Raw genomic sequence first — 14,553 nt, 5'->3', positions numbered from 1 at the left:
CTCGTATGAAACTTACTCATTATTCTATACATCAACTGGCCAAGGCGGCATTATTAACCTCCGGCCTGGCCTGCCTGAGCATTCACCCCAGCCTGGCGCAGATCCAATCGAAAAACGGCCAGCCGGTTAGTTCAAGCAGCAAACAGCCCGCTCCGGCTCCTAAGGGCCTTACCAAAGTCGAAGCGGATCCGGAAAAAGAAGATGATTTCTATAAACTGATCTCGCTGCCGGTGCCGGAAGACATTATTCTGGAGGTGGGCGGGATGGCCACCTTACCCGATGGCAGCCTGGCCGTATGTACACGCCGGGGCGAGGTCTGGATCGTATCGAATCCATCCATCAGCGGTTCTGAACGACCTACCTACCGACGTTTTGCCTACGGGCTGCACGAACCGCTGGGGCTAGCGTATAAGGATGGCGACATCTACGTAACGCAGCGCAGTGAAGTGACGCGGCTGCGCGATACCGACCAGGACGGCCGCGCCGATTCGTACGACAAAGTCTATTCCTGGCCGTTGTCGGGCAACTACCACGAGTATTCGTACGGCCCGACTTTTCTGCCGAACGGCAATATGCTGGTAACCTTGAACGTCGGCTGGAGCAACAGCTTAGGGCATGGCGTTAGTCTGGTTCCCTGGCGGGGCTGGACGCTGGAAATCACGCCCGATGGCAAGATGACGCCGTTTGCAGCGGGTATGCGCTCACCAGCCGGGTACGGCATGAACGCAGCCGGTGATTACTTTTACACCGAAAATCAGGGCGACTGGGTGGGTTCGGGCCGGATCTCGCGGGTCGAAAAAGGCGATTTCCTGGGCAACGCCGAAAGCCTTCGCTGGACTGACCTGCCGGGCTCACCGCTAAAAATTAAGCCGCAGGACGTACCCAACACCGGTGAACCGCTCTACGACGTATCGAAACGATTCACCGCCTTGAAGGCCCCGGCCGTTTGGCTGCCGCACGGTATCCTGGGCATTTCCACGTCGGGACTAATCACGGATAATACGAAAGGGAAGTTTGGTCCGTTCGAGAATCAGTTATTTATCGGCGACCAAGGGCAGAGTATCCTTTCCCGCGTTGATTTCGAGAAGGTAAAAGGCGAATATCAGGGCGTTGTTTTCCCCTTCCGCGAAGGTTTCTCGTCGGGGGTTTTACGGATGGTATGGGGCCACGATGCCTCCATGTTCGTGGGCATGACCAGCCGGGGCTGGTCGTCGACGGGCAAAGAGCTGTTCAGTCTGCAACGCGTGGTCTGGACGGGTAAAATGCCGTTCGAGATGAAAACGATCCGGGCCAAGCCTGATGGCTTCGAGATTGAGTTTACCATGCCTGTCGATCCGGAGTTGGCGGCCGATCCGGCTTCGTACAAGGTAACCGGCTTCAACTATAAATACCACGCTACGTACGGCAGTCCAGTGATTAACCGGGCAAACTGCCCGATTCGCGGCATCGAGGTCTCGAAAGATGGCCTGAAAGCCCGGCTGGTCGTTGACAGTCTCCGGTTGGGCTATATTCACGAGATCAACACCGCTGGTATTCGGTCGAGCAATGGCCGGGCGTTGCTGCATTCCGTGGGGTACTATACGCTGAACAACATCCCCGACGGCGAAAAACTGGCTATTACCAACGTAGCCCCCAAGCACGACCATTCGGCGATGGTCACGGCCTCTACGTCGTCAGCCCCGCCGGTCAATACAAAGTCAACGACGCGCAAGCCAGCAGTTCCCGCTAAAACGGGAACAACGGCGAAAGCGGGTACAATGGCGAAACGCGTTACCGAAATGCCCGCTGGCTGGGGGGAGCCCGATTACACCATCAACATGGGTACGAAGCCGGGGCTCAAGTTTACTCCGGAGCAGTTCCAGGTGAAAGCAGGCAGTAAGGTTCGGGTGGTCTTCAACAACGAGGACGATATGCTGCACAACTTTGTGGTGGTAGCCCCCGGCTCGGCCATTCAGGTAGGTGAGTTAGCGATGAAGTTAGGCCTCGAAGGGCAGGAAAGAAACTACATTCCGCAAACCGACAAGGTGCTGCACCACACGAACCTGCTGCAGCCTAACACCAACGAAACGATCTATTTCATTGCGCCCGACAAGCCCGGCGATTACATGTACGAGTGTTCCGTTCCGGGGCACTTCTATGTCATGCAGGGCGTGATGAAAGTTGTTAAGTAAATTCATATCGATTTATCTCCATTGATCCATACGTGCCTGTAATCGAAGTTGGTTGCAGGCACGATTTGTTCCCAGCCCGTATAAGCCTATGCCTTTTCAGCGTTTATTCTTCCGTATTCGTTTACTGATTTTCCTGATTACCCTTGTTGTCAGCCGTCAACCGCTCAACGGTCAATCTCTGTCGGAAGCCATTCGGTTAAACCAGTTAGGGTATTACCCCAACGCGCCTAAACTTGCCGTTGTCATCGGCGACGCATCCGGAAAATTTGAACTGGCCACTCCCGACTTAAAAAAGACGGTATTCACGGGTACGCTGGGTGCAGCCCGGCAAAACGCCATCTCGGGCAAAACGACTCATACGGCTGACTTTTCCGCCTTTACCAAACCAGGCACCTATGTCGTGGTCATTCCCGGACTGGGCCACTCCCACCCGTTCGACATTCAGGCCAACGTTCACCGAGCCTTAGCCATTGGGGCCATCAAAGGCTTTTATTACCAACGGGTGTCGACGGATTTATCCGCTGCGTATGCCGGAAAATGGGCTCGTCCCGCTGGCCACCCCGACACGCGGGTTCTCGTTCACCCGTCGGCAGTTTCGGAGGGCCGACCTGCCGGTTCTGTTATTTCGGCCCCTAAAGGCTGGTACGATGCGGGTGATTATAACAAATACATTGTCAATTCAGGCATTACGATGGGGACGCTGCTTTCGCTCTGCGAAGAATTTCCGGACTACGTAAAAGCGCTGAATACGAATATTCCCGAAAGCAAAAACGCAGTACCCGACGTACTGGACGAGATTCTGTGGAATCTCCGCTGGATGCTGGCCATGCAGGACCCGGCCGATGGTGGTGTTTATCACAAGCTCACCAACCCCGGCTTCGACGGGATGGTGATGCCCGACAAAGCCACCAAAGACCGGTACGTTGTTCAGAAAAGCATCACTGCCACCCTCGATTTTGCCGCGGTGATGGCACAGGCCAGCCGGGTCTTGAAACCGTACAGCCGCAACCTGCCCGGTCTGGCCGATTCATGCCTGCGAGCCGCTACCAACGCCTGGACCTGGTCTAAGGCAAATCCGACGGTGATGTATAACCAACGCGCGATGAACACGTCGTTCGACCCCGACGTAACGACCGGCGGCTACGAAGACCGGAGCGCAGCCGACGAATGGATATGGGCCGCGGCCGAGCTGTACGTGACCACGAATGACGATACCTACTACCAGGCGGTAAACTTGTTTCCCGACGACAAAACGCCATTGCCTTCCTGGCCACAGGTCAGAACGCTGGCGTATTACACGCTGGCCCGCTCGGGCAAGACCCTGACAGCAGTGGGTAAAACCGATCTGACCAAAGTAAAACGGCATCTGACAGTGCTGGCCGATTCGCTGATTCAAGGGGCCGACCGGCAGGCATTCCAGACCGTGATGGGAAAAACGGCCAGGGATTTCATCTGGGGCAGCAGTTCGGAAGCCGCCAATCAGGGCATCGCTCTGCTGGAAGCGTACCGGCTAACCGATTCACCGAACCGCAGTAAATACCTGCATTACGCCCTGGGCAACCTGGATTATTTGTTGGGACGTAATGCGGTGGGTTATTCGTTCGTGACTGGCTTCGGCGACAAAACGCCCATGCATCCCCACCACCGGCCGTCGGTTGCCGACAGCATTGAAGCGCCCGTACCGGGACTCCTCTCGGGCGGCACGAATGCTAACGCGGCCCGTCAGGACAAATGTCCCGGTTACACGACCACCATTGCGGATGAGGTATTTATCGACGCAGATTGTTCGTACGCATCCAACGAAATTGCCATCAACTGGAACGCGCCCTTAGTCTACCTCGCTGCAGCTCTAGAAGCCTTACAGAGCAATCAGCAGGTTACCAGTTCAGCTAAGTAAGTTAATAGAGATCTCATATAAATGGCTGTCTATTTGACTACTTAACAGTGTTAGCTTCCAGTAAAACTATCACATAAACCCGGTATTGACTGTGCCGAAAACCAAATTAAGCTCGGTCAGCGCATTCAGCCTCTTTGGGCCGGTAAGTAGGACGATTTAGTCTGCCTGCTTCTAGATATCTAAGCCAATTATCTGTTCAATGTATCCATCAAACTGCCAACGTCTTGCTGTCTCGCTCCTTATTGTTTTCTGTGCGGGCTGGAGTTGTGCTCAATCGCTTCGCCCGCCCGCTTACCCGCTCGTTACGCATGATCCGTATTTCAGTATCTGGAGTACGACCGATAACGTAACGGATTCCCCCACCCGCCACTGGACCGGAACTCCGCAATCGCTTGAAGGAGTCGTGCGGGTAGATGGTAAAGCGTATCAGTTTTTAGGGGCTGCCCCCACTACGTATGCGCCGATCCTGCCAACGGCCGAAACCGGTTCTTACATCGCTCAGTACACGACCACCAAACCCGCCCCCGGCTGGGAGCAGCCAACCTATAAGACCACTGGCTGGTCAACCGGTCCGGGGCCCTTTGGCGACACGCCTGACGCCCGTACTCGCTGGCGGAACAGCGAGTCTGACCCCGATGGTATTTACCTCCGGCGCGAGTTTACGTACGATGGCAAAGCCGATCCTGCCAAACTGCTGCTGGCGCTTAACCATGATGATGCGGTAGACATTTACCTGAATGGGGTCCAGATCCTGAAGAAGTCGGGCTACATCCACGAATACATATACCTCCCTCTGTCGGCGGAAGGGCAGCGCGCCTTGCGCAAAGGTAAAAATGTGCTGGCTGTCCACTGCGTCAGTCCGCGGGGTGGTTCGTTTATTGACGTCGGACTGGTCCTTCCCATCCAGGCAGCACCCGTTACAGCGGCTACCCAAATCAACGTAACGGTAACGGCGACCCAAACGAAGTATGCCTTTACGGCGGGACCGCTTGCGCTGACCGTTACGTTCCTGTCGCCCCTGTTGTTAGATGAACTGGACGTAGCCGCCCGACCAGTTACCTACGTAACGTGTAGCGCAAGCGCGCAAGACGGCAAACCGCATGCGGTCCAGGTATTCTTCAGTGCTGCCGGTACCCTGGCGACAAATACAGGTAATCAGGACGTAGTGATCCAGACCGGACAGGTACCAAAGCTGGCCTACACCACTGTCGGCACGAAAGAGCAGCCGGTACTGGCCAAAAAAGGCGACAACATACGTATTGACTGGGGGTATGCGTATTTGGCCGTTCCGCAGCAATCGACAGCCAACGCTCAGCTAACCACCGGTGACCCCGCTGCTTTAAAAAAGGAGTTCGTCAGCAATGGTCAGCTCCCGACTTCTTCGAGGCAGACAATGCCAATACCGGCCCGGTCGGTAGCGATGGCCACTGTTCTGAATCTCAGCGACGGAACGAAACTGGTCCCTCAATACCTCATGCTGGCCTACGACGATCTGTACTCGGTTCAGTACTTCGGCAAAAACCTGCGGCCGTGGTGGCGACGGAACGAGCAGACAACCTTACCCGCTCTGCTCCAGACCGCGGCTGAGGACTATGACCGGCTCAATCAGAAATGCACCCTGTTTGACGAGCAGCTGAGGGCCGAAACCGAGAAAGCAGGCGGAAAAGCGTACGCGGATTTGTGCGTACTGGCATACCGGCAAACCATTGCCGCCCACAAAATCGTCTATTCGGGCGATGAAACGCAGCCCCTCTTTCTGTCCAAAGAAAACTTCAGCAACGGCTCGATCGGTACGGTCGACATCACGTACCCATCGGCTCCCATGTTTCTGCGCTACAATTCCACCTTGCTGAAAGGGATGATGGAGCCTATTTTTTACTATTCTGAAAGCGGTAAATGGCCAAAACCCTTTGCCGCCCATGATGTCGGTACGTATCCGCAGGCAAACGGGCAAACCTATGGCGAAGACATGCCCGTTGAGGAATCCGGCAACATGCTCTTACTGACAGCGGCCATCGCCGGAGCCGAAGGCAATGCCGGTTACGCCAGACAACATTGGAAAACGCTGACAACCTGGGTCGAATACCTGAGCAAGGCAGGCTTTGACCCGGAGAATCAGCTCTGCACGGACGACTTTGCCGGTCATTTAGCCCGCAACGCGAACTTATCGGTAAAAGCGATTCTGGGCATTGCCGCCTACGGCCAGTTAGCCGCCAAGCTGGGCGATAATGCAGCCGCGCAACAGTATCAGTCGATGGCGCAGGACATGGCCGCCAAATGGCAGCAACTCGCGCTCGACCGTACCGCCAGCCCCGCTACGCACTACGACCTGACGTTCGAAAACCCAGCCGATAGCTGGAGTCAGAAATACAACCTGGTGTGGGATAAACTGCTGAATCTGAATATATTCCCTAAGACCGTAGCCCAGCGCGAAATTGCGTATTACCTGACCAAACAGCAACCTTACGGATTACCGCTGGATAGCCGCAAGACGTACACCAAATCGGATTGGATCGTCTGGACCGCTACGTTAGCCGATTCAGACGCTGATTTCCGTGCCCTGATTCAGCCCATCTGGCGGTATGCCAACGAAACGCCTTCCCGCGTTCCGCTGTCCGACTGGCACGAAACGACCAACGCGAAGCAGGTTGGCTTTCAGGCCCGGTCGGTGATCGGTGGCTACTATATCAAACTGCTCGAAGGCCGACTAAGCGGTTTACGGACGAAGTAAGAAAATCGCCCGTCCGGATAATCTTCGGCCGGGTTTAGGATATACGCTGTCGAAAGCGCTTACGTTATTGGGATAGTAATGGCTGAAGATTCTCACTAACGTAAGCGCCTGCATAGAAATATGCGATTGGTCAAGCGGTATCTTCCTGCTGAAGAAGTTAACGAATTGCTCCAGGCTACGTATCCGGTCATTACCCTTCTTTTGGCTTTAAAAAACTGCCCACCGATAAGTCCACTACCCACGTATGAACGGTTTAAGTAGATTAGTCTGCAGCGTAATAATCAGTCAATGCCTGCTGTTTAAAGCCAATGCGCTGCTAGCACAGAACATGAACACCTGGGCCATGGAATCCACCTTTAAGATTGCGGGTTACGGTACTGGGAATCAAATCACTAAGGGTACCGTATTCATGCTGCTCAAGCCATCGAAGCGGGATTCCCTGTCAGGATATAAAATACTGATTACGGCCGCGCATGTTCTTGATAACATCAAGGCCGATTCGGCGGTTTTGTATCTCCGGAAAAAGCGGACTGATTCAACCTTCGTCATTTTTCCGTTTTCGATTCCGGTGCGTAAAAATGGGGTGCCTTTATGGACAAAACATCCCACAGCAGACGTAGCGGTGATGTATGTTTTTCTGCCAGCAGCGGCTTATGTTACCTGGCTGAACACAAAAGTGCTGGCCAGCGAGAAGCAATTGATCGAGAATTTTGATTTACAGCCCGGTAAAGAATCGTTGAGCCTGGGCTTTCCGAAAGGGTTTTCGGCCAACGAAGAAGGTTTCCCCATTCTCCGGACCGGACGAATCGCATCCTATCCCATTTTTCCGGTGAAGCGCTACCCGCTCGTTCTGTATGATGCCGAAATATTCGACGGTAACAGCGGAGGCCCCGTTTATAATATAAGCACGTTTACGTTGCGGAATTCCGTGTACGACAATACGAAGGGCTTTCAGCAGATCATTGGGTTAGTGAGCGTACAAGTACTTATCGGAAAAGAACGATTGGTGATTGGCGGCATAATTTTATCGCCTTATATCCTGGAAACCATTGATATACTGCCCAATCTGGATTAGCCAACTGATTGACTTTTCTCTTTTCATTACGTTTTATCATACCATAGCAACATCACGACTCCGAGGTCGGTGTGGGTTCCGACCACTTGTGCGTCAGCAATGCCCAAATCATTCGGTCTTGTGAGTATATTGATGACGCGCGCCAGCGTTACGTCGTCTGCCAATCGCATAGTTCAGCAACAGCACTCCCCTTTCCACCATTAAGCTGCTTTCCTTCTAAAATTACCTCAACCGTACGGGGCCCATTAGTGGCACGTGCCGATGAAACGAAAGCATCGACTGCCAGATTCCACCCGGATTTGGCAGTCGATGCTTTCGTTTCATCCGAGAAAAACGGTCGTTGACCTTCCATTCTGAACAGTTCGTGCAGGCTGCTGTTTCGGAACGCGCTCCGGGCTACCAACTTTGTTTCATTAAACCGGTAGAACCTTCCTCTTTTCAACTACAACAACACAAATACGATGAACTCATTAGTTGCACAGTACCGGGCCGCCCTGTTGATCTTACTGGTAGCCGTTTCATTTACAGCCTGTAAAAAAGACAATACCGATCCATCACCCGATCTGGGAAACCGCGTAGCGGGTCAGTATATGTTCTCTGAGCTATCGTTCAATGGTCAGACACGCCCCGCCAGCCAAACCAATCTGAAAGGAAGCGTACGGGTTGTGCGGCAAACGGCGACCAGCGTGTCGATGCAGTTAGACATTCGCTCAAAAACAGCAGACGAAGAATTTCTGGTTGGCTCGGTCGAAAACGTCGACCTGACCAACAGTGGCAACGACGTTGAGTTTCGGGCGCAGGGCGACAAGATTGCCTATGTATCGGGCAACAAGCTGATCATCAACGGCCGCGACGACAATGACACGGAGTTTACCATCACCGCTACCAAATAATTCATCCCACCCATTCATTACCCATGCATTCCCTGAAAAAGTATCTGCTTCTGGCGCTTACTACCCTCACCCTGTCGAGTTCACTAATGAGTTGCGTAACAGTCTTTGGCGGACGCGTTACGGACGAACAGAAACGCAGACCTGCTCCCGGTGAGTCTCGTCGCGAGATACGAGTTGGGGGCCTGATTGCCGACATTCTTCTTTTCCCCCTGATCAGTATTCCGGTCGACTTTGCCACCGGCGCGATCTACAAGCCCAAATACAGCCCAACGGCGCAGAAAGCTCCAGCGGCTACCACGCAACAGGTGAATAAGCGGTAATCCCTCAAAACAAAACCCAGGATTTACTGAAATCAGAATTAGGAGTTTATTATGTTAACAAAGGCTACCGTATCAGGAGAACGCACATCCAGCGTTTTTCTGGTACGGTATTTGTCTATTCGGGAGAGGGTAGCGAGGATGTCGTCGGAGCGGACAAAATCCAGAAACCATGCGCCAGCAATTCTTGGGCCAATGTTGTAGTTACGACCCAATAAAAATTTTCGTCGTTGGTGACTATCTGATACGTATCGGCCTGTGTTTCCCCATTCTGAGCCTGGACGTAGGTGAAAGCCTGCTGTAAACTAGCGAATGAGGCCACTGAAGAGGGAGTATCTTTAGATGATGCTTTTATAATATCTAACCAAGATAATTGTAATAATATAGACATAGTAATGACCAGTTATCTACGTGCATAAACGTAGGGTAACTAGTCACTAAAACTATGCCATTATAGACAAGCGCTGTAAAATGATCTATTTTTTTAATTAAGGTTAAAACTATTAATTTTCAACCAGTTAAAGAATTTAACGTTTCAAACACCTCTCATTCTCACCGCTAATTCATTGCCTTCGCGCCTGGCCTTATCCGTCCGACAGCGAAATAGTCGGTGTTCGCCCAAACACATCAGCCAGTGCCCGACGGGCGGCATAATACCCACACATGCCATGCACCCCGCCACCGGGTGGCGTCGATGACGAACAGATATACACGCCCTTTGCCGAGGTTGAATACGGCGAAAAGCTTATGACGGGCCGGGTGTATAGTTGACGCGCATCAATTATGCCACCGTTGATGTCGCCCCCCACGTAGTTTGGATTATACACTTCCATCTGAGCCGTATTCATCGTGTGCCGGGCTAATATTCGGTCGCGAAATCCGGGGGCAAAGCGTTCTACCTGTTTCTCGATAGCATCGGTCCGGTCCAGGGTCGATCCGTTGGGTACGTGGCAGTACGCCCAGGCGGTGTGCTGCCCTGCCGGAGCCCGTGTTGCATCGAACAGACTCGGCTGGGCCAGCAGCACAAATGGCTGATCGGGGTGTTGACCGGCGGAAGCTGCCGCTTCGCCAAGGGCGATTTCCTCAAATGTATTTCCTAAATGAATGGTACCCGCCTGTCGGCATTCGGGTGCGGTGAAGGGGATGGGCCCGTCGAGCGCCCAGTCAATTTTGAACACGCCCATGCCGTAGCGGTAGCGTTCCAGTTGCCATTTGTACAGCGACGAAAACCGGTCTCCAGCCAGCTGGAGGAGCTGTCTGGGCGTTACGTCGAGCAGAACAGCCCGCGCAGAAGGCAACTCTTCAAGCCTTTTGACAGGCGTATCCGTTTGGATTGTTCCGCCAATAGACTGAAAATAAGCGGCCAGCGCATTGGCGATACGTTGAGAACCTCCTTTCGGAATGGGCCAGCCCCGCAAATGCCCCGCCGTCATGAGCACGAGCGCAATGGCCGACGTGGTCAGGTTTGAGAGCGGCTGGATGGCGTGTGCGGCCATACCGGCCAATAATCCCTTCGCTTCTTTTGTCAGGAAGCGTTTTGCCAGAAACGTAGCGGATGGCAGGGCATCCAGCCCGAACCGCGCCATATCGAAGGGATGCTTCGGAATACGGAGCGGCCCCAGTACGTCGGCCGCCATCGTTGGCCAGTCGCGCACAAGAGGCTCCATCATGTTCCGGTACGTTTGTTCGTCGACACCCAGCGAATGCGCCGTTTCCTGCACGGACCCACGCAGGGCCGCGGCAGTACCGCCGTCGAAAGGGTGAGCCGCCGACAGCGGTGGGTAAATGAACTCCAGACCATGCTCGCCCAGGGGTAAACTTTGAAAGAAGGGCGAGCCTGCTGCCAATGGATGTACCGCCGAACAGATGTCGTGAACAAACCCTGGTACGGTTAATTCGGCGGAGCGCAGCCCCCCCCCAATGTCTGCTTTACCTTCGACAAGTAGCGCCGATACGCCAGCCTGTTGCAACGTTATGGCGGCTGCCAGGCCATTTGGCCCCGATCCTACTACAATAGCATCGTATTTGCTCAAAATAGATCGCGTTTAGTACCTATAAGTATTCTTCCGACCTTTTGTTTATAGGCTTTTTCCAACGCTCTGACCGCTGAACCACAGCCCTATCGTGCTGGACTCGCCAGGCCGTTATTGGATAGAGGTAAAATGGCCCAGGAAATACTAATAGACTATGCTCGTAACAATCTCCTCAAGGGTAGCCGACCCCCAGCTCCTATCCGCAGCGGACCAACCAGATACGCTGGAAATGAAATAGCCGAACGCGCATAATACTTTTAGCTGTGCGCACTGGCGCCGGTACGCACAGCTAAAATTACGATGCAACTAATACGTGCCTGCCCGTAACGTACTTTCTGACAACGCGTATTTGCGCTTTACCCGGTCCAGGACAACGTAAAGCGACCGTTTCTTTTCGTCAAAGCCGGTTAATTCAACCCGCGATCCATCGATCGTTTCGTAGCGTAGAACCATCCGGTCGCGTTTACCATCTTCCCGACGGGCTTCTGATTTGATGCCTTCAGCACGTCGAGTTGAGCGGGCGATGGGATCAATTTTAAGGTCCTCCGGGCCAATGTTAGCCAGTGCTTCCGCCGGAATCCAGTTATCAGCAGGTTTCTTTTCCCGCTTTTTTGGATCACCTCCTCCCGGCTCGCCCCCACCTTCGCCCCGCTCCCCGCGACCGCTGGATGGGCGATACTTATCCTGAAGGTACAGGACCTGATTGACGGGATCGGCGTCGTAATAAAACACGCGCTGCCCACCGGCTACACCCGTTAATTCGAATGTCCGGTTCAGGTCGCGCATGGGTGAACCGCCCCCATTCGACAGGTCTAACGGTACCGCCCGATTCACTTTGAAGGTCAGCGTCGACCAGCTTTCGAACGTAGCCTCCTGCCAACGTAATGAGTCGGTTGGCGAGTAAGGTATTTCGTTCCCATTGAGTTCAAATTTGGTTACGGTATAATTCCCACGCAGTTCAGGCACACCTTTCTGAGCGGGTTGTTTATAGGGGTCGTAGCGGAAATTAACGTACTGCAACCAGAACAGTAGTCCTAAGAAAATGCCGATCGCGGCCGTTTTCAGACTGATCCGGGTGATGCGTTGCCAGGGTTTGGCCAGACTGGGATAGAAATAATTGGGTACCGTAAACTGCTCTTTAATCAGCAGATTGTACAGCTCGCGGACGTAATACACCAGTAAGAAACCGGCCAGCACGACGAAATACGAACTGTAGCCGTGAACGCCCCCGTCGTAAGCCAGGTTGACATAGACGATGTCGGCCAGCGCGCCGAACAACAGTACCGCCCCCCAGAACGTCGTTGCCCGGAAGAATAACAGCGACCCGGCCAGCACCTCAACAACCCCCGTAAACACTTCGTACCAGGGCACAATCCCGATAGACAGCCAGTAGATTTTCTGGGCGGTCAGGTCGCCAAAATTGGTATTCAACAGTCCCAGTGATGGGTAGGGTAACTGCGTCGGCATAAGTTTGGTGAATCCAAAGCCGATGATGCCAATGCCCGCCCGGTAGCGAACAATAACCCGCAGCCAATAATACAGCAGGTTGTATTCCAGCCGTTTCCGGTCCAGCGTCGTCCAAACTAGTCCAATAACCGCTGAAACAAGCAGAAGAAATACCCATTCGCCGTACCCCATCCACGACGGCCACCATGTTGTAAACCCTAAAATGTTTGGCTGGAAACGGGCAATATCGTATAAATCGCGGTAGTGCAGCCGAACGCGGCCCGGGTGCAGCCAATCGAGCGAGAACAGATTCCGGTACCAGCCTGCGTTTGTCGGAATCGAGAAAATCACGAAAAAGACAAACGCGATCCGAAAAGCAATCGTTTCGCCCGTGGTCCAGGGTCGGCGTGTTAGACGGGTAACGGGTCCTAACGTCGCGGGTGTGTCCGCTACTGGTGCGGATACCGACCCAATTGATTCGGCTGGGGCAGCTACGAACTGGAAAGCAGCGGTGCTAAGGGTCCTTTTTAGAGTGGACATGGCGAAAAGCAGGATTATAGTTTCAGCGTGCCACGCCGACCGGCTTTGGCTGCTTCGTCGAGTAAATACTTCTTATTGACTTTGTCCAGTACGACATAGACCGAGTCCTGGCTTTCGTTGAGACCCGACAAAATGAGTTCGTTCGACCCTGAGCGCTCGTAATGCAGTTGCAGGGTTTCACCTACGTAGTTCGGATTCCGGTTGGTGAGCGTCAGCACATGCCGAAGCGAGTCCACCTGGTAGCTGTAGTAGTGTCGGCCCGCCGAGCCAGCAAACTCATACGAACGGGCAGCATCAGCCGCGTGAATCTGCTCAATATTGGTTTTGTCGAGCCGGACGGGACGGTTCGATTTGATACTGATGGTGTTCCAGCGTTCGAATACTACGTCCTGCCAGCGTTTCGAGTCGGTTTTAGAATAAGGCAGCACCTGATCGGCCAGTCGAAATTCGCGGACGTTGTATACCCCGGCTACCCCAGCTAAACCGGACGTCTTTGGGTATTGGTACGGGTCAGTACGATACGCGCCATACGTTCTGTAGCCGTAGAAACCTACCGCAAAGACGAGAAAAGCGCCTTTCAACAGCGGCCGGGCCACCCTCCAGCGGCCAGCCCAGACAGGTACGAACCGATTAGGCACCGTTGGCTGCTCCAGCGATAGCAAGCATACGAGCCGGATGGCATCAAAGGCAAACAGAAATAAGGCAATCGAAATCAGGTAGAAGCTGTAGACATACTCACCGCCTTCGTAGGCAAGATTCGACATAAAGACGTTTCCTGTGAACGGAATAATTACCAACGTGCCAATCGTGGCAGTTTTCCGAGTAAGCAGCAGCAAACCGCCACTGATTTCGATCAGGCCCAGAAACGATTCGTACGACGGCACAATCCCCAGGCTCAACGAAAACAATTTCCAGGCGGTGAAATCACCATAGGCCGTATTCAGATTACTGATCGACGGCAAGGGCGCCTGCATCGGAAACAGCTTGATAAACCCATAGGCAATGACGCCAATGGCGAGTCGATAACGCAGAAAGACCCGAAGCCCATAGTATAAGGCATTATATTCCAGTCGTTTTTTATCCCCGATGCTCCAGACCAGCGTACCGACCAGCGCGATAAGTGCTACGTTTGCCCAGTTGGCAAACGTATCGTCAGGGCTGAAAAAATGGGGCGCGTATCGCGACAGGTTGAACAGGTCGCGGTAGTAGTAATGTCCCCAGTCAATGGTCAGCAGATCCCGGTAAAAATGCCAATCTAACGGAACGACCTGAATTAGGAAGTACATACAGAAGAACCGGAACAACACGCGCTCGTACCCCTGCCATTCCGAGGGCTGCTGAGCGGTTTGCCAGCGAGCATCTCTCAATGCCGCTTCTTCCGAAAGGTCCCGGTCCCATTCCGCCACAAGGGCGGTGCTTGTTAGTTTGCTCATAATTGAGTTGATCTTTG

10 protein-coding genes are annotated in these 14,553 nt (G+C 53.5%); 6 read left to right on the top strand and 4 right to left on the bottom strand.

Features of this window, described 5'->3' with window-relative positions:
• The first annotated feature begins 5 nt into the window (after window positions 1–5).
• The 6 genes from ACYVBJ_RS16315 (at window position 6) to ACYVBJ_RS16290 (ending at window position 9,087) form a co-directional block, all read left to right on the top strand.
• Window positions 6–2,171, top strand: a complete 2,166-nt coding sequence (locus ACYVBJ_RS16315) for a plastocyanin/azurin family copper-binding protein (protein ID WP_460983373.1) — start codon at window positions 6–8, stop codon at window positions 2,169–2,171.
• Window positions 2,172–2,259: 88 nt separating this feature from the next.
• The gene (locus ACYVBJ_RS16310) at window positions 2,260–4,068 is read left to right on the top strand and encodes a glycoside hydrolase family 9 protein (protein ID WP_460983372.1); all 1,809 of its coding nucleotides are present in this window, start codon (window positions 2,260–2,262) and stop codon (window positions 4,066–4,068) included.
• A gap of 199 nt (window positions 4,069–4,267) precedes the next feature.
• Complete coding sequence (locus tag ACYVBJ_RS16305) at window positions 4,268–6,799, top strand: glutaminase family protein (RefSeq protein WP_460983371.1); 2,532 nt, start codon at window positions 4,268–4,270, stop codon at window positions 6,797–6,799.
• A gap of 343 nt (window positions 6,800–7,142) precedes the next feature.
• On the top strand, window positions 7,143–7,874 hold the full coding sequence (locus ACYVBJ_RS16300; protein WP_460983370.1) for a serine protease family protein: 732 nt from the start codon (window positions 7,143–7,145) through the stop codon (window positions 7,872–7,874).
• 461 nt (window positions 7,875–8,335) lie between these two features.
• The gene (locus tag ACYVBJ_RS16295) at window positions 8,336–8,767 is read left to right on the top strand and encodes a hypothetical protein (RefSeq protein ID WP_460983369.1); all 432 of its coding nucleotides are present in this window, start codon (window positions 8,336–8,338) and stop codon (window positions 8,765–8,767) included.
• Window positions 8,768–8,790: 23 nt separating this feature from the next.
• Entirely contained in the window at window positions 8,791–9,087 is a 297-nt protein-coding gene (locus tag ACYVBJ_RS16290) for a hypothetical protein (protein WP_460983368.1), read from the top strand.
• A 115-nt stretch (window positions 9,088–9,202) separates the two neighbouring features.
• Here ACYVBJ_RS16290 and ACYVBJ_RS16285 read toward each other — a convergent pair whose 3' ends face one another.
• The 4 genes from ACYVBJ_RS16285 to ACYVBJ_RS16270 all read right to left on the bottom strand — a co-directional run bounded on the left by ACYVBJ_RS16285 (window position 9,203) and on the right by ACYVBJ_RS16270 (window position 14,536).
• Window positions 9,203–9,406, bottom strand: a complete 204-nt coding sequence (locus tag ACYVBJ_RS16285) for a hypothetical protein (protein WP_460983367.1) — start codon at window positions 9,404–9,406, stop codon at window positions 9,203–9,205.
• A gap of 262 nt (window positions 9,407–9,668) precedes the next feature.
• Window positions 9,669–11,120 carry a phytoene desaturase family protein gene (locus ACYVBJ_RS16280; protein WP_460983535.1) on the bottom strand — a complete coding sequence of 484 codons (1,452 nt, stop codon included), beginning with the start codon at window positions 11,118–11,120 and terminating at the stop codon, window positions 9,669–9,671.
• A 303-nt stretch (window positions 11,121–11,423) separates the two neighbouring features.
• The gene (locus ACYVBJ_RS16275; RefSeq protein ID WP_460983366.1) at window positions 11,424–13,103 is read right to left on the bottom strand and encodes a hypothetical protein; all 1,680 of its coding nucleotides are present in this window, start codon (window positions 13,101–13,103) and stop codon (window positions 11,424–11,426) included.
• A gap of 14 nt (window positions 13,104–13,117) precedes the next feature.
• Window positions 13,118–14,536 (bottom strand): DoxX family protein, encoded by a 1,419-nt coding sequence (locus tag ACYVBJ_RS16270; RefSeq protein WP_460983365.1) that lies wholly within the window; start codon window positions 14,534–14,536, stop codon window positions 13,118–13,120.
• Between the last annotated feature and the right edge of the window lie 17 nt (window positions 14,537–14,553).

It is taken from the genome of Spirosoma fluminis (genome assembly GCF_054778895.1).
This window is presented reverse-complemented; position numbering and strand designations above follow the sequence as displayed.